This window comes from Pseudoalteromonas fuliginea (genome assembly GCF_000690055.1).
GTDB classification, from domain to species: domain Bacteria; phylum Pseudomonadota; class Gammaproteobacteria; order Enterobacterales; family Alteromonadaceae; genus Pseudoalteromonas; species Pseudoalteromonas fuliginea.
This window is the reverse complement of record NZ_JJNZ01000007.1, coordinates 132,066-149,011: the sequence shown is the minus strand read 5'-3', so window position 1 is coordinate 149,011 and position 16,946 is coordinate 132,066. Positions and strand designations below refer to the sequence as shown.

At 39.3% G+C, this 16,946-nt stretch carries 16 protein-coding genes; 6 read left to right on the top strand and 10 right to left on the bottom strand.

The features are described 5' to 3' along the window. Nucleotides 1–153: 153 nt before the first annotated feature. The 3 genes from DC53_RS17880 to exaC all read right to left on the bottom strand — a co-directional run bounded on the left by DC53_RS17880 (nucleotide 154) and on the right by exaC (nucleotide 2,632). Nucleotides 154–387: a hypothetical protein gene (locus tag DC53_RS17880; protein ID WP_033028506.1), complete on the bottom strand. Its 234-nt coding sequence runs from the start codon at nucleotides 385–387 to the stop codon at nucleotides 154–156. Next, nucleotides 384–761, bottom strand: coding sequence for a Tse2 family ADP-ribosyltransferase toxin (locus tag DC53_RS17885; RefSeq protein ID WP_033028505.1), 378 nt, complete (start codon nucleotides 759–761; stop codon nucleotides 384–386). The genes DC53_RS17880 and DC53_RS17885 overlap by 4 nt, the downstream gene beginning before the upstream one ends. A 350-nt stretch (nucleotides 762–1,111) precedes the next feature. Then, nucleotides 1,112–2,632 (bottom strand): acetaldehyde dehydrogenase ExaC, encoded by a 1,521-nt coding sequence (exaC, locus tag DC53_RS17890; protein ID WP_008139269.1) that lies wholly within the window; start codon nucleotides 2,630–2,632, stop codon nucleotides 1,112–1,114. A 162-nt stretch (nucleotides 2,633–2,794) separates the two neighbouring features. Here exaC and DC53_RS17895 point away from each other — a divergent pair, with 162 nt between their 5' ends. Then, nucleotides 2,795–3,688 (top strand): AraC family transcriptional regulator, encoded by an 894-nt coding sequence (locus tag DC53_RS17895; RefSeq protein WP_033028504.1) that lies wholly within the window; start codon nucleotides 2,795–2,797, stop codon nucleotides 3,686–3,688. A gap of 82 nt (nucleotides 3,689–3,770) precedes the next feature. Next, nucleotides 3,771–4,802, top strand: a complete 1,032-nt coding sequence (locus DC53_RS17900; RefSeq protein ID WP_008139272.1) for a LacI family DNA-binding transcriptional regulator — start codon at nucleotides 3,771–3,773, stop codon at nucleotides 4,800–4,802. 95 nt (nucleotides 4,803–4,897) lie between these two features. On the opposite strand, the gene gtfA is transcribed toward DC53_RS17900, so the two are convergent. Then, nucleotides 4,898–6,370 (bottom strand): sucrose phosphorylase, encoded by a 1,473-nt coding sequence (gene gtfA, locus DC53_RS17905; RefSeq protein WP_033028503.1) that lies wholly within the window; start codon nucleotides 6,368–6,370, stop codon nucleotides 4,898–4,900. Between the two features lie 175 nt (nucleotides 6,371–6,545). Here gtfA and DC53_RS17910 point away from each other — a divergent pair, with 175 nt between their 5' ends. The 3 genes from DC53_RS17910 to DC53_RS17920 all read left to right on the top strand — a co-directional run bounded on the left by DC53_RS17910 (nucleotide 6,546) and on the right by DC53_RS17920 (nucleotide 11,605). Then, nucleotides 6,546–7,775, top strand: coding sequence for an MFS transporter (locus DC53_RS17910; RefSeq protein ID WP_007378862.1), 1,230 nt, complete (start codon nucleotides 6,546–6,548; stop codon nucleotides 7,773–7,775). Nucleotides 7,776–7,942: 167 nt separating this feature from the next. Next, nucleotides 7,943–10,333: a TonB-dependent siderophore receptor gene (locus DC53_RS17915; RefSeq protein WP_008139277.1), complete on the top strand. Its 2,391-nt coding sequence runs from the start codon at nucleotides 7,943–7,945 to the stop codon at nucleotides 10,331–10,333. Between the two features lie 324 nt (nucleotides 10,334–10,657). Next, nucleotides 10,658–11,605, top strand: coding sequence for a carbohydrate kinase family protein (locus tag DC53_RS17920; protein ID WP_007378860.1), 948 nt, complete (start codon nucleotides 10,658–10,660; stop codon nucleotides 11,603–11,605). Nucleotides 11,606–11,648: 43 nt separating this feature from the next. On the opposite strand, the gene DC53_RS17925 is transcribed toward DC53_RS17920, so the two are convergent. The 3 genes from DC53_RS17925 to DC53_RS17935 form a co-directional block, all read right to left on the bottom strand. Then, nucleotides 11,649–12,038, bottom strand: coding sequence for a nuclear transport factor 2 family protein (locus DC53_RS17925; RefSeq protein WP_007378859.1), 390 nt, complete (start codon nucleotides 12,036–12,038; stop codon nucleotides 11,649–11,651). Nucleotides 12,039–12,120: 82 nt separating this feature from the next. Continuing rightward, on the bottom strand, nucleotides 12,121–12,771 hold the full coding sequence (locus tag DC53_RS17930; RefSeq protein WP_007378858.1) for a DsbA family protein: 651 nt from the start codon (nucleotides 12,769–12,771) through the stop codon (nucleotides 12,121–12,123). A 40-nt stretch (nucleotides 12,772–12,811) separates the two neighbouring features. Next, a complete protein-coding gene (locus tag DC53_RS17935) occupies nucleotides 12,812–13,690 on the bottom strand; it encodes an MBL fold metallo-hydrolase (RefSeq protein ID WP_007378857.1) in 879 nt (292 codons plus the stop codon). Nucleotides 13,691–13,809: 119 nt separating this feature from the next. Here DC53_RS17935 and DC53_RS17940 point away from each other — a divergent pair, with 119 nt between their 5' ends. Further along, nucleotides 13,810–14,697 carry a LysR family transcriptional regulator gene (locus tag DC53_RS17940; RefSeq protein WP_008139280.1) on the top strand — a complete coding sequence of 296 codons (888 nt, stop codon included), beginning with the start codon at nucleotides 13,810–13,812 and terminating at the stop codon, nucleotides 14,695–14,697. A gap of 95 nt (nucleotides 14,698–14,792) precedes the next feature. Here DC53_RS17940 and DC53_RS17945 read toward each other — a convergent pair whose 3' ends face one another. From DC53_RS17945 to DC53_RS17955, 3 genes are all read right to left on the bottom strand, one after another. After that, nucleotides 14,793–15,173, bottom strand: coding sequence for a SpoIIAA family protein (locus DC53_RS17945; protein WP_033028502.1), 381 nt, complete (start codon nucleotides 15,171–15,173; stop codon nucleotides 14,793–14,795). Nucleotides 15,174–15,317: 144 nt separating this feature from the next. Next, a complete protein-coding gene (locus tag DC53_RS17950) occupies nucleotides 15,318–16,010 on the bottom strand; it encodes a cupin domain-containing protein (protein WP_008139283.1) in 693 nt (230 codons plus the stop codon). Nucleotides 16,011–16,059: 49 nt separating this feature from the next. Next, complete coding sequence (locus DC53_RS17955) at nucleotides 16,060–16,680, bottom strand: glutathione S-transferase family protein (RefSeq protein WP_007378854.1); 621 nt, start codon at nucleotides 16,678–16,680, stop codon at nucleotides 16,060–16,062. Between the last annotated feature and the right edge of the window lie 266 nt (nucleotides 16,681–16,946).

The following is a 16,946-nucleotide window of genomic DNA, read 5'->3' as shown; positions in this document are numbered from 1 at the left end:
GGCATAGGTGGAATAACACCCATACAAAAACTGGAAAAGTTAAACAACGAAAATTCTACAGATAGCCTCCATTAAAAATGGGGGGATTACCGTGTCATCTGGAACCCTAAATTGGTTTAAAATTAGGTATTGACACCAAACTTACTTTTTAACTTATAACTCATCCCGCGAAAAATCAGTTATACTATCTCCGAACTGACTGATGGCTCTCTCCTTCAAAGGATTTAGTAACAAGCGCAGCTCAATCAAATCATTGCCTACATCAGCAATCTCATCTGAGTCATCTGACATTTCACATATTTTTGCCATTTCTTGTTCAAGTGCTATGAGACCCTCTAGCACGTATTTTAGCTCTGATCCTGCAAGTTCAAGCTTGAACTGACTCATACAATCTTTCCTTCTTTCTTAAATACTCGAGATGCTTTTAGGGCCATTTCCTCAAGAAGTCCCTTGAACTTGTCAACCGGCATATTCCGAGTGGGCGAAATACAGTAATGGTGTGGCTTATCCTGAACCATCTTCAATCCATGAGGCGGCTGGGTATTCGGTGGAAACCTCCAAACCCAACCAGTCATTGGTGCATTGTTGATACCTTCTATATCGAAAACGCTGATCCCTTTTCCGTTTGCGATAATAACCTTAATTCCATTTACGGTTGTAACATCAACATCACGAGCTCGAACATTCGATAGACGAGGACTTGAAGCATTTCCGAGGCGGAAAAGCTCTTCGGGTAGGATGTAAAATTCTTTTGGGTACATAATGATCTCCATATCGTTGACAAAAAGTTAGTTACTCTCTCTGAGGCCTTTATCGTTTTATAGACCGTAAAGTTTCATAAATTACGATGTATTTATCTTAGCCATCAAATAATCTTATGTAAACAACTAGCTAACTATGAATCAGCTTTTTATAAAACTCATATTATTAAATCACTTTTTTAACGCAGTTAATGAATTATTTAAAGCCCTGAAGTTTCAACATTTTAATTCAATTAGTATCCTATTTATGTATTACAACAAGCAGTAAGTGGTGCAATGGACCCCTTAAAATGAAAAAGCGCCGCAAATATGCAGCGCTCATTACTGAGTGATTGTTGTATTAAAATTTTTTAAAAGAAGCCAAGCGGATCTTCGCTGTAGCTCACTAATAAATTTTTAGTTTGCTGGTAGTGATCAAGTGCCAGTTTGTGTGTTTCGCGCCCTATTCCTGATTTTTTATAACCACCGAATGCAGCATGTGCTGGGTACATGTGATAGCAGTTGGTCCACACTCGCCCTGCTTCTATTTTACGACCCATACGATAAGCACGGTTCATGTTTCTGCTCCATACACCGGCGCCTAAACCAAACTCAGAGCTGTTGGCAAGCTCGAGTGCTTCGGCTTCATCTTTAAAGGTCGACATAGAAATAACAGGGCCAAAAATTTCTTCTTGGAACACACGCATGTCATTTGTGCCTTTAAGTAGCGTAGGTTGTATGTAGTAACCACCGTTTAAGTCATCACTTAGCTGCTCTACATTACCACCAGTGAGTACTTCAGCGCCTTCTTTTTTACCTATTTCAATGTAGCTCAGTATTTTATCAAATTGCGCTTTTGAAGCTTGTGCGCCAACCATGGTTTCGCTATCAAGTGGGTTTCCGCGTTTAATTTTTAAGGTACGTTCGAGTATTCGTTCAATAAACTGCTCGTAAATATCTTCTTGAATAAAAAGCCTTGATGGGCACGTACACACCTCGCCTTGGTTAAAGTAAGCAAGTACGGCGCCTTCTATTGCTTTGGATAAAAACGCGTCGTCTTTTTCCATTACATCATTAAAAAATATATTAGGTGATTTACCACCAAGCTCGACCGTAGAGGGAATAATATTTTCAGCAGCGCATTTCAAAATATGTGAGCCCACAGGCGTTGAACCTGTAAATGCAATTTTAGCGATACGCTTGCTTGTGGCCAGTGCTTCACCTGCTTCTTTACCAAATCCATTTACAATATTAAGTACGCCTGCGGGGAGTAAATCGCCAATAATTTCCATTAACACTAAAATAGAAGCTGGGGTTTGCTCAGCCGGTTTTAAAATTACGCAGTTACCTGCAGCAAGTGCTGGCGCGAGTTTCCATGCAGCCATTAAAATAGGGAAGTTCCACGGAATAATTTGTCCCACAACACCGAGTGGTTCGTGAAAATGATATGCAACGGTGGTTTCGTCTATTTCGCCTATTGTGCCGTCTTGCGATCGCAGGCACCCTGCAAAGTAGCGAAAGTGATCAGCCGCTAGCGGAATGTCAGCAGCGAGTGTTTCACGAATTGCTTTACCGTTATCCCATGTTTCGGCTACGGCAAGTAACTCTAGGTTTTGCTCAATTCGGTCGGCTATTTTTAGCAGTATGTTACTTCGGTCGGTCACCGACGTTGTGCCCCACTGCGCTCGCACTGCATGTGCTTTGTCGAGTGCCAGCTCTATGTCGTCTTTATCTGAGCGCGGTATTTGGCAAAACACTTTACCGTTTACTGGGCTTATATTATCAAAGTATTGGCCATTCACTGGCTTTACCCACTCTCCGCCAATGTAATTACCGTATTGTTGTTTAAAGTTTAAAAGTGCGCCGTCGCTGCCTGGATTTGCATATATCATGTGTGTGCTCTCTTTATTGTTGTTAGCTAAAGGTCGAACATTTATATAAATCAAAATGCTTTATATTTAATCGACATTAAACTAACAAGCGCCTAAAAACTTGATTAGCTGTCCACAAAAATTGTCTGTGAGTCCACATTAATAAAAACCTAAAGGATTGATATGCACACATCTCAGTTAAACAAAAAACGCCAACAACTTGATGTATTAATTGAAAATAAAGTCACGTTTGCGGCCGATAACAGTGAGCTGAGTATTTACGACACGTATCAAAGTGCGCAAAAGGTGGCACTGCACTCAAACGAGTTACTGTTTTGTGCAATGCTTAGCGGCAAAAAGGTAATGCACGTAGAAAGCAGCCAATACCATAAAGCATTTTTACCACACGAGTCGTTTGTATTAGCGCCAGAGCAAGGCGTATTAATTGATTTTCCACAAGCATCAATGAGCACTCCAACTACCTGTTTAGCCATTGAAATTAGCACCGACAAAATAACGAGCGTGGCTAATGCACTAAACATGCAGCAAAACTTTGCACACGATAGCTTGTTTGAATATGTACCGCAGTTAGTGCACACCCAACACAATATTCAAACGCAGCAATTATTAGAGCGTATGGTGCATTTATTTAGCGAACAAGGTGCCCAACGCCATTACTTGATTGACTTGTCGTTAAATGAATTGATCACCCGTTTATTACAACAACAAAGCCGTGAGTTATTACTGGCTAACTGCGATAAACCACACCTTAAAACAAACGTTAGTGATGCTCTGCTTTATATTGAAGAACATTTAAATGAAACGCTCGACATAAATACCTTATGCAAAATAGCCTGCATGAGCCGCAGTAAGTTTTATCAGCAATTTAAACTCACATTTGGTACTAGCCCAGCCCTTTGGCAACAACAGCTAAGACTAAAAAAAGCGCGCACTCAATTGCTACAAGGTCATGCAATTAGTAAAGTTTGTTTTGATGTTGGATTTAATAGTGCGAGTCATTTTAGCCGTTTATTTAAACAAACCTTTGGCATTGCCCCTAAAGAGTGCCGACATTAGTCCTAAAATCTCATTTTTTACTTTGCTAACTCGCTGAATATGTTAATTTATTAATACCCTGTTTAATGGCTAAGAGTAATTAATGAGCAAACCAATCCGCTGGACCCTAAAAAGTATCGCCAAAGAATTAGGCGTGTCTAATGCGACGGTTTCTAACGCGTTTAATCGCCCAGATCAACTCTCTGCCAAACGCCGTGAAGCCATACTTAATGCATGTAAAGAGCTTGGTTATTATGGCCCTAATAAGGCCGCGCAATCGTTGCGTAATGGCACATTTAATATTGTTGCTTTAGTGCTACCCGATAGTGTGGAATACATGGTATCTGACCCCGTTGCGAGCAGCTTTATGCGCGGTGTTACCTCGGTGCTTGAAAAAAACGGCATTAATGTTTTATTGTTTTCAGGTAATAGCGATAACCTTAACAACGTGGTCGACTTTGTAGATGGCTTTATTTGTTATGGCCGCCCTCGTAATAACGCGTTAGTTGAGCAGTTAAAAACAGTGTCTAAACATGTAGTGACTATTGATTTTGATATTGCTCGCAATGCCTCTGTAAATATTAATAACGAGCAAGCAAGTTACGAAATTGCTAAACACGTACTACATAATCAAAACGATAAAGTGGCTATATTAGGGCTTAGGCTACTTGATGAAAACGTATTATGTCGCGTGTATGAACATCACGAATTTGAAACCGGACAATCTATTTCGCATCAACGTTTACGCGGGTATCAACGCGCTTTAAGCGAGGCAAATATTACGGTAGCTGACGATCGTATTTGGAACATTCCTGAAAGTAGCGAGCGTTTTGCCAATATTGCGGCTAAAGAGGTTTTAAGTGCCTCCCCTCGCCCTAACGTTATTATTTGTATGAGTGATTTAATTGCCCTTGCCACAATGCGAGAAGCAATAAAACAAGGCATAAAAATAGGTGAAGAACTGCGTATTGTTGGCTTTGATGGTATTGATGAAGCAGCCCGGTTTGTACCTCGCCTAACCACCATTCATCAAAACAGCCAAGAAAAAGGCGTTATAGCCGCTGAATTATTTATTTCTAAAGAAGAAAAAACTAAGGAAGTCAGTTACGAATTAGAGATTGGTGCGAGTAGTTAGCTTACAAACCTTGTAATAGTTTTATGTGTTAAAAAGCCAAGCTACTTAAGCTTGGCTTTTGCTTTACATGACGTTTGTAAATTACTTTTATAATATTAAGCTAAAAATGAATTTAAGTTAATCGTTGTTTCTTCATCACCATTTACTTGTGTAATAAGTGCATGGCGTAATTTAAAATCAACAGTGAGTGAAATAGTTTGCTCATCTAGTTGCCACGATAAACAACACATACTGCCTTCACCTTGCGCACTAAACTCACCTGCAAATGCGGGGTGTGTATTGCGAATTTTAATTAATTCAATTAAACCTTTTACTACAGGCTTATTTAAGGCTTTGTCGATTATATTTGCATCTAAATATGGGCGGTTAATATCACGGCCAACATTTGTATTTGTCAGTAATTCCATGTCGTTTTCACAGGCAAATAAGCCGCCGTAATACACTTGTGGTACACCTGGAGCAAAAAATTGAATTGCACGCGACAATAAGTAATCAAAGTCTTTAGCGCCTAATGCGTTGTAGTACGTACAGTTAACTTGATATAAGTCGACATTACTCGCCGCAGCGCCCGTAGCTTGGCGGCTTTGATTGTTGCTGTTGGCGTGCATTGTTTCGACTAGGTTATCAATCTGCTGTGCATTTAATAGCCCTGGTTTGTCGCCCATTGGACCTGCGTCAATAATGCCAATACCGTCGTGTGTATCAAGTACAGTTAAGCAGTTACGTGGCGAAATTTGTAACCATTTGAGCAGTGCATCTACATCGTTGTTAAATAAGCTGTGTAAAATAAGCGGTGGTAACGCAAAGTCGTAAACCATATTGACGCGTTTTGCCACTTCTACCTGAGTTTGATAATGGCTATGTATTTCTGCAATGGTTTCCATGCCTAAATCGTTTGCCTGCTTAGATAAGTTATCTAGGTAGCCAAACGTTTCATCAAGCATAAAGCAGTTAGTGCCAGCTTGCTTAATCGCGTAACCCGCCGCATCTAAACGAATAATATTTACATTGTTAGCCGAAAATTTAGTAAGTACGTTATTTAAATACGCAACACCCGCTGCTACTTTTACATTTATATCGATTTGATTGTCGGTAAATGTGGTCCAAAAATCATACGTTTTACCATCGCCACACTTCATTGGGGTAAAGCAACTACCTGGACGCGGGCGGTAAATTGCTTTTTGCTCAGCTTCGCTCATACCATCGGGAAAAACATCTTCTTTGGTTAAAAACAAATCCCAAAATTCTGACTGCTTACCTTTCGCTAATACATCTTGAAACTGAAAAGACTGCGCCGATACATGGTTAACAATTAGGTCTGCCATTAAGTCGAGATCTTTGCCTAATACTTGTATGTCTTCCCAAGTACCTATTCTAGAATCAACTTCACTATGATCAATAGGGTCAAAGCCAGCATCGCTGCCATCAATAGGGTTGTAAAATGGCAATAAGTGCACACCACCAAATACGCCTTTTAAAGGGCCGTTTAAAAGTGTGGTTAGCGCGCCTATATTTTGGCCAGTAATTCGATCAGCGTATGTGATCAATTGAACTTTATTCTTCATCATTGTGTGAATACCATGTTGAAACTTAATCGATTAAGATATATCTTTAACTAGCGAGTAAGAATTTACAAGTAATTTTTAAAAATTTTACATACAAAAATCGTGGCTCACATGATACTACAATAAGTAACTGATTGACTTACTGGGTGTTAACAGAGCATTTAACGAGGAAAAATACATGACAAAATCACACACACACGTAAGCAACGATCCGTTGCAACAAATACGTTGGCTTACATACATGATGTTTTTTATGTTTGCCATGACCTCTGACGCAGTAGGTATGATCATCCCTGAACTCATTACTGAGTTTGGGCTGAGTATGACCCAAGCCAGTGCATTTCATTACGCGCCTATGGCACTCATTGCCTTTAGTGGATTGTTTTTAGGCTTTTTAGCCGATAGCCTTGGGCGTAAAAAAACTATTATGCTAGGTTTATTAATATTTTCAGCGAGTTGTTTTTTATTCGCCTTTAGCACCAGCTTTGCATTCTTTTTAGTGCTCCTTTGCTGTATAGGCTTAGCGATTGGTTTATTTAAAACTGGTGCACTTGCCTTACTTGGTGATATTTCACATAGTAACGAGGACCACACTAAAACAATGAATAAGGTTGAGGGTTTCTTTGGCATTGGTGCCATTGTAGGACCTGCGCTGGTTGGAATATTACTCGTGCAAAACGTAAGTTGGACATACCTGTATATTATTGCAGGAGTTATGTGTTTAGTCCTTGCTTTTTTAGCTTGGCGTGCCGACTACCCTAGCGTTGTTAAAACAACTGAAAAGCCAGCCTCTTTGGCAACCACCATGAAAATGATTAAAAACCCGTATGCCCTTGGTTTTTCGCTAGCTATCGCACTTTATGTAGCTACTGAAGTTGCTATATACGTATGGATGCCTACGCTTTTAAAAGACTACACTGGTTCTTGGCCACTCCTTGCAACCTATGCACTAACCATATTTTTTGTACTACGTGCAGCAGGCCGCTTTATCGCGGTATGGTTATTAAACCGTTATAGCTGGCAAGGTGTTATGGCTTATTTAAGCTTTGGCATTGCATTGTGCTATGTAGGTACGTTATTTGGAGGCGTTGATTGGGCTGTCGTGTTATTACCGCTTTCGGGTTTATTTATGTCAATGGTTTACCCAACTTTAAATTCCAAAGGTATATCGTGTTTTGCAGTGCAGCAACACGGTGCTGTAGCAGGCGTTATACTCTTTTTCACTGCTTTATCAGCTGCCTTAGCCCCATTGTTTATGGGTATGATCAGCGACTACTTTGGCCATGTACGCTATGGATTTTACTTAGCAACAGGCTTTGCAGTTATTCTGTTTTTAGCTATGTTATTTAATTATAGCCGTGACCCATCAGCAAGTGCTTTAACAGAAAGTAACCCAATTACAGAGTAAATTTGTATTTTAATACAATAAAAAACACTATAAAAAACAACTGATAGGTAAATAAATAACAAATTAATAATAAAATAATTTGCTTATTGTAAAATATTTGTTATTTTTACTTAATCGATTAAGTAAAAATAACAAACCCATCGGGCTCAACACAACGAGGCGTTCACATGACAACACACAATACACCTTTATATTTAATCAGTGCTTTAGCACTTGCCGTAAGCCAAGGCGTTCACGCACAAGAAACAGATCAAGCAAAACCAGAAGCGTCACAAAACAAAGGTCTTGAAACAATTGTTGTAACCGGCGTACCACGTCGAACAACAATCATGGCTTCTAGTGTATCAGTTAGTAGCGTATCACTTGAACAAGTTCAAGTGTCTACCCCTCGCTCAACAGCAGAAGCGTTTAGAATTATTCCGGGTATTCGTGCAGAATCTACCGGTGGTGAAGGTAATGCAAATATTGCTGTTCGTGGTTTACCTGTAGCATCAGGCGGTGCTAAATTTCTACAATTACAAGAAGATGGGTTACCTGTAATGCAATACGGTGACATCGCTTTTGGTAATTCTGATATTTTTATGCGATTAGATAACACGGTGCAAACAATTGAATCGATTCGTGGTGGCTCAGCATCTACTGCAGCAAGTAATGCACCTGGTGGCATTATTAACTTTATCTCTAAAAATGGCGAAAACGAATCTGGCAGTGTGTCTACAACACTAGGCTTAGATTACGACAGCGTTCGTACAGACTTTGAATACGGCACTTACTTAACCGATAGCGTGCGTTTTCATGTTGGTGGTTTTGTTCGACAAGGCGAAGGCCCGCGCGAAACAGGTTACACGTCTAATAAAGGTGGCCAAATTAAAGCTAACCTTACAAAAGACTTTGAAAACGGCTACGTTCGCCTTTATTACAAACACTTAGACGATAAGAGTGTTGGCTACCTTCCTATGCCAATGTACTCAAATGGTGACTCTATTGCTGGCTTTGATGCGCAATCAGACACACCTCACTCAGCATTATTTACTAAAACAGTACGCTTAAATGGTGAAAACCAAATTAGCAGTGGTGATATCCGTGATGGTATGAATCCAAAGGTTGACTCTGTTGGTTTTGAAGCTGTATTTGATCTAGATAACGATTGGCGTATTGAAAACCGTTTCCGTAAGTCATCAATTAGCGGTAACTTTAATTCACCTTTCACAGAACAAGTCGGTAGTGCAACATCAATAGCTGAAAGCATTGGTGGCGCAGGTGCAACCTTGAGTAACGCGAACACCGGTGAAGCGTTTAACGATGGTTTAGCAATGAAGATGGTGACATTTGATGTCACAATGAATGACTTCGGCTCTATAGTTAATGACTTTAAATTAACTAAATCGTTCGACGATGATACCAGCCTTACATTTGGTTACTATGCATCTACGCAAAACATTGCTATGTCGTGGTTATGGAACTCTTACGTAATGGAGCTCAAGGGTGACAATGCTGCATTATTAAATGTAACAGGTGCCGATGGCACTGAGTTATCTGAAAACGGTTTATACGCTTACAGTGCATTTGGTAACTGTTGTCAACGTGATTACGATACAGAATACGATACTCGCGCCCCTTACGTAGCATTTTCGACTAAGCTAGGTGATGTCAGTATTGATGCAAGTGCTCGCTACGATAGCGGTGAAGCTCGCGGAACATACGCAGGTGCAGTGACTTCAACAGTAGATATGAACCGCGACGGTGTGATCTCTGTGCCGGAACAAAATGTTGCTGGAATTGATACTGCAAACGCAAGTCCAGTAAACTATGACTGGAACTATTCGTCTTATTCAATTGGTGCTAATTACCAAATTGACCCAAGCCTTGCCACGTTTGCACGTATAAGTAAGGGCGGGCGAGCAAACGCCGACCGACTTTTATTTGGTAAAGTACGCGCTGACGGCTCTGTTGCAAAAGAAGACGCAGTTGATGAAGTGAACCAATTTGAGTTTGGTGTTAAAAAGCGCTTTGATTCATTATCAGTGTTTGCTACTGCGTTTTTTGCCGAAACTGAAGAGCAAAACTTTGAAGCAACATCACAAACATTTTTTGACCGTGAATACGAAGCAAAAGGGATCGAAATAGAATCTACTTACTTTATTGATGCATGGGATTTCCGTGGTAATTTAACCTGGACCGACGCAGAAATAGCCAAAGACGCACTTGCTCCTGAGGTAGTAGGTAATACACCGCGTCGTCAAGCTGATTTAATTTATTCATTAATGGCACGTTATAACTATGAGCAAGGCTCTGCTGGCCTTAGCTTTATTGGTACTACCGATGCATATGCACAAGATAATAACGACCTTAAACTTGACGGTTACACACAAGTAAATGGCTTTGTAAGTTATGACTTATCTGAAAACCTTAACATTGCCCTTAATGTAAATAACCTCTTCGATACAGTAGGTATTACAGAAGCAGAGGAAGGTTCAGTACCTGAAAACAATATTATCCGTGCTCGTGCTATTAATGGCCGTACAACATCTTTAACGCTTAAATACGCGTTTAACTAATAGAGTTCTAGTGTGTAAGCGCTGAAACGATTTTTTGTTTCAGCGCTTTATAACTAACTAAACTTATTAAACCTGAACTCTGGTTAAGATATTTACTAACGTATTGAATCATGGTGATATTTAAATTTATTTTCTCTAGCCAGATATTTTCTGTGAAAACAAGGCGAATTTACGCGTCAATAGCTAGCCTATTACAAATAAATTCAACGCAGTTAGCGCTGAAAATAGCTGCTCGAGATAGATTTATTATCCAGAGTTCAGGTTATTTAGTAATTCTCCCACTGACTTTAACCTAGCCTTGCTAGGTTTTTTAGGATTTACAATATGACCCAACTACTTAGCCTCGGCGAACTACTTATTGATATGCTGCCGCAAGACTCTCAAAACAGTGCTTATTTACCTATTGCAGGCGGCGCACCTGCTAATGTAGCCGTAGGCTATGCAAAGTTAGGTGGTAAAGCTGCTTTTTGTGGTGGTATGGGCGATGACTACTTTGCCAAGCAACTTGCTAAAGCACTTACACAATACAATGTAAGCACTGACTACTTATTTACAGTTATGGGCTCGCAAACTGCAATGGTAATAGTTAGCCTTGATGATACAGGCGAGCGCAGTTTTAATTTTTATCGCCAAAATACGGCCGATTTGCTTTTAACGAGTGATCACTTGGCGCAAATTCAATGGGAAAAACTAAGTACCCTACACTTTTGTTCAAACACGCTTACCAATAACGCAATTGCGCAAACTACATTTAGCGCTTTGCAGCTTGCTAAAAGTAACAATAAATTAGTAAGCTTTGATGTAAATTTACGCTACAGCTTATGGCAAAGCATAGATGATATTGAAGCAAATGTACGTGCTTGCTATGAGTATTGCGACATAGTTAAACTCTCTCGTGATGAGCTAAACTTTTTAGCAGAACAAACAAAGCAGCTACCCGAGGATTATTTACAATCACTTTTAGATGTTGGTGTTAGCGTAGTATTTTTAACAGATGGTCCTGAGCCTGCGACAGTTTATCATAATGAGTTCACGCTAAGTGAATCGGCACCAATTATTACAGCTGTTGATACAACAAGCGCAGGCGATGCTTTTATTGCTGGTGTTTTATATTATCTAAACCATAACAATGAAGATGTATTACTTACTGCTAAAATAAATGATGAGAAAATAGTAAAACGCGCACTCAACTTTGGCCTAAAATGTGGCTCTAAAGCGTGTTTAGCTAAAGGGGCATTTCCGGCATTACCGGTGTTGGCTGATGTAATTTAATAGACCTAATGTTTTTTAAGTTCAAATATGCAGTAACGCGTAGTTACTGCATAGCATCAAACACCATTTTACTATCCACTATTTGTTCAAAGTGCGTTATTTTTTGATTTTTAAGCTGCCAAATATGCGCGACCCTAGCTTGCATTTTTTTACCCGTTTTAATATAAGTACCAGAATACGTGCCATACACTACAACAGTATCATCTTGGGATAAGTAGTTTTGTGGCGTAAACGTATAGTTATACCACTCGCTTGCAAGCTTTTGAAAAACATGTTCAGTAATATCATTCATACCATGGTAAGTACCAGCATAGGCAAAACCATCAGCCTCTTTCCAAGTAATAGTATCACTTGCATGAGCAACTAAATTTTGCCCATTCTCTTGTGATGTTGTGCCTTCATACGTACTTTTAATTATGTCTATGTTGCTCATTTTCACACACCCTTGCACTATAAAAAGGAAGCTCAATAAAGCTGTAATATAAACAGCTTTATTATTTAGAAGTTTCATCACACTATACTAGCGCAACTGATTGCTGTAAGTAGGTAACCCACTGCTCAGTTTTTCCATAATAATGGGCTATATCAGCTTTTTGCCACTTACCTGTGTCAAATTCAAATGCTGTACTAGGAAAACCTTGCCCATGAATATCGTGTAATAAGCCGCGGCTTTGTGCTATATGTTGATCTGTTGCATCGCCTTCTAGCGCATTAAAGTGGGTTTCAAATAAGGCCTTGTTTAAACCCAGCTCCAATGCAATATCAGTCAGTACATGCAGCTGCATAATGTTTTTACCCTGAGCATAATAAGCATGTTGAATACTATTAAGCATTTTCCCACCTGATATACCAAGCTCTTGCGCTGCCAATATAGCGGTAATAGCCGGAGCCGAGTTGAGTATAATATCGTTGGTTTTTAAAAGCCCATCAGTATAGTTACTACCAAATACCTGACCGGTTTTCTTCGCTATGACACTGTCGTTTTTAAGTGCAAATTCACGCCATGCAGGAGTCACAGGTTTGACATTATCACCTGTTAGCATGCCTCCACTGTGTACTTTTACAATTAAACCATCAATATTTTCAGCAGCGGTGATCAAGGGCACGCTGCCGTAAGTCCAACCACATAAAGGGTCAACAATTATATGTAACGTTGCGTTTTTCATTAAATATTTCCTATCTAAAAATCGCTTAACGCAAGGGCACTTAGTGCCATTGCATCTCACCCATAACCACTTTTGAGCCCAACTCTAAAATGCTTCTTGCACCTAAATCAGGGTAAGCTTGAGTCATGATCTCTACAAATTCAGTTGAGTTTTTTGCATTTTTTGCAGCGCTATCCGCTTTATTTAAGTACCCTTTCATGAATGACACACCAGAAAGGTCTTGTTTACTGCCCTGTAAAAAGTGACCTGGAATAACAGTCTGTGGTTTTAAATTCTCAATGTTATCTAATGTTGACTGCCAAGTTTGACGCTCTGCGGCAGTGCTCGAATCAGCCAACCACACATGCATTTGATCAAATACTACAACCCCACCCAGCACTGTTTTTATAGAAGGGATCCAAAGGTAAGTATGCTTTGGATCATGCTGTAAATTTTTAATAATAATTTCTTTCCCATCTATAGTTAGGGTATTTGATAGTATTACTTCTGGCAAAATAAGTTCTTTAGGTGCGTTGCTCTTTAAAATAGGCCCCCAATAATTTAACTTTCCTTGCATTGAGCGTTTAATATTCTCTACTGTTGATTTAGTCGCTAATAACTTTGCTTTTGGAAAAGCAGCTTTAATTACATCTAAACCAAAGTAAAAATCAGGGTCGCTGTGACTAATATAAACAGCTGTTAATGTTTTACCGCTCGCTTTTATTTTTTCAACCAATGCTTGTGCATCATTACGCTGAAATTGGGCATCCACTAATAACACTTCGTTATTACCACTTATAATGCTTGATGAGACAGCAAAAATACTTTTGTCTTGTGGGTTATATACATCCACAACTAATTCACTTTGCGCTAATACCGGTTGCATTAATGTGCTTGCTAATAAAGCTGTTGCTGCTAATACGTGTTTAACTTTTTTCATTCTCAGTAGCCTGTTTGTTATTTCGTTAAGATGAGGCTATTGTATGTTGCAATTTAAGAATTAAAAACTAGGCAGAATGCAACTATCTGTTGCATAAATCGAACATATAGGCAAAGTGAATGGATAGAATTATTGCAGCTGATGTATTTATAAAAATTGTAGAGCAGAAAAGTCTAGCCGGTGCTGCCCGTGCTTTAGATATGTCTAGATCTATGGTTACACGGTATTTGAATCAAATGGAAAAGTGGGCAAATACCCAACTACTCCATAGGTCAACAAGAAAAATAACACTCACGGCAGAGGGTGAAAAAGTACTTAATCATAGCCGAGAGCTCATTGCCATCGCCCAAAATATTAGTGCGCCGATAGAAAGTAATAACAAATTAAACGGGCAAATTAGGTTGTCGTGCTCGCCTTTTTTAGCACATGATGTACTACCAGATATGTTGCAACAATTCTTACACGCTCATCCAGAAGTCAGTATTGATGTACAAATTAGTAATCACGTTACAAATTTGGTAGAAGAGCGAATAGATTTAGCAATTAGAATTACCAATGACTTAGATCCTAATATAATTGCTCGCCCACTTGGGAAATGCCATTCAGTATTATGTGCAAGCCCAGAATATTTAGAAAAAAACTCTAAGCCTATAACTACGGATGATTTGAGTCGCCATAACTGTTTAAACTATTCACGGTTTGAAAAAAGTATGTGGCATTTTTCACACCCTGAAAAACCCGTATCTGTAGCGATTGCTGGTAACTTCAGTGCTAATGATTCGAGCTTACTGTTAAAAGCTGCTCTTAATAATCAAGGAATAACTCTACAACCTAAGTTTGCTGCGCAGAAATATATAAATAATGGAAAGTTAATACATTTACTACCACACCTTAAACCACAAACTTTGAGCATATACGGTATTTACCGCTCCAGGAAACATCAGTCACTTGCACTTCGTTCATTTATTGATAGCTTAGTAACGTATTTTGATAAAATTGATACTTAACAATAAGCAAAAACTATTAGACGCTCGCTATAAGTTCTTTATTTAAGAGTTGAAATAGCGCTTTGTAAGCGCTATTTTTTGAAAGAAGGGATTTATTATTCGTCTAACCAATCTATTGCTGCGGTAGCATTTTCAAAGTATTGAACCTCACCCGATATAAACCAGTTACCTATTTTTGCCATTCGAGCTTGCCACTCTTTATTACCGTAAATAGCTACTTTTTTAAATTCTTTAGAGTGCTTAACACCTAATTTTAAGTCATCCCACGCTGCGCGTAATTCCCAACCTTCAAGTTCGCTACCATCTATTAAGGCGTTCACGACTGGGTGCTTAACTTCGCCAAGAGCTGAGTTTATCATTGGGGTAATTATCTTGTAATCGTCGTGAGTAAGCGTACCAACGGCTTTGAGTTTTAAAAAAAACTCTCTTCCTGCACGTTTAAGACCAATAGATAAACCATGTGTTGTGTGTACCATTACTGCTCTCCTTAAATAGGCTGAGTGGTAAAAGTACACCTTCTAAAATTAATTAGTCCTGAACTAGATCAATAAATAGTCTTGAACTAAATTAATAAATAGTCCTGAACTAGGCTAATGAATAATCTCAAATAAACGACTCAATCACGCATTTTGTACGCGAGATATCTGGTTTTCTACATCAGTTAAATGACCCGTTTTAAGCCATACTTTTGCACCATTACTTCCCGCTTTAACGTTAACGGAGCTATTGATAGGCACTCTTAACCAACTGTTTTTTACAAAAGTATCGGCTTGCTCATCAAATGAGCCTTCAAGTACTAGCAGCTCAGCTCCGCCTTTTGCGTTTATAACCATGCAGGCGTTGGGCTTAAAGTGCAGCAAGCTTACCTCTTCAAAGTCGTCTTTATATAAAGGGGTTACGGCAATATTTTTAAAACTAGGATGCACCGTACTTTGCATCAAGTTTGTTTGCAAACGCACGTGCGTTCGGTCATCTGGCTGAAACTGCCATAACTTTACAAATATAACGCAGCCATTTTCAGACCCCGGTTTGTGCTTTGATTGCGGTGGATTACGGATATAAGAACCTGCCGCAAAGTCACCATGCTCATCTTGAAATACCCCTTCAAGCACAACAAACTCTTCACCGCCTGTATGTACATGCGGCGAAAACTCACTGCCAGGTGCATAACGAACAATAGTCGTTGCGCGAGCAACTTCGTCGCCCACTCTATCGAGCACTCGCCTATCAACGCCCGCCATTGGCGATGCAACCCACGGGAGCGATTCGCTATGTACCACAACTCGTTTACTAAAATCGGCAGCTATTTTCATATTTGGCTCCTAAGCGTAACTTCACTTAAATTTTAAACTAATAACCTAATTAAGCTGCAACACTTGGGCGTTTTGCTACTTTTTCTTGCCATGCAACTAAATGGGTTAACTCATTCGGGATTGCTATTTGTGCAAATCCAGCAAATACCAGCCCAGCATACAAAGTAATATCAGCAATACTAAATTGTTCACCAGCAACAAACGCCGATTGCGCTAGTACATCATTAAAATAGCTAAACCCTTGGCGCGCTTTTTCGCCTTGTTTTTCACCCCAAGCCACATTTTGATATGTTTCAAGCTCAGGACCTAAGCCATCAGTTGCATGATGAAAGTAAGTTGCCACAGCGTCAAGCACCATAGATTCTGCACGCTTTTGCATCATGTTAATTACTGCACGCTCTTTTGCGGTTTCACCCATTAAAGATGGGCCTTCAAATGCGGTATCAATATACTCAGTAATAGCGGTACTTTCTGATATAAACGTGCCGTCATCTAGCTCTAATACGGGTACACCTGCTAATGGGTTTTTAGCTAAAAAGGCTTTTGTTCTGTGTTCACCATTTAATAAATCAACAGCTACAAACTCAACATTTGAAGTGGCATTTTTTTCAGCTAAAGCGATACGAACACGAAGTGGATTTGGAAAGTTTTCTACATCATAAATTTTCATAGCAATCTCTACCTTTATTGTTTAGAAGTGAATTAACGGCGCAGCCTACCTGCCGATAGGTAATTTATAATATTAAACTAAATTTAAGTCAACGTTTAAATTTTTCTGATTTATGGGATTTAACTTAATTCATAATAAAATTTGGGGGTTGCTTAAAAGTAAAAACACTTGTAAATAACTACCTACTGGTCGATAATTTTACTGTACCAATTGCATTAAATAAGTGATCTATTATTGCGCTAAGAATATAGCGCAATGAAAAAGAC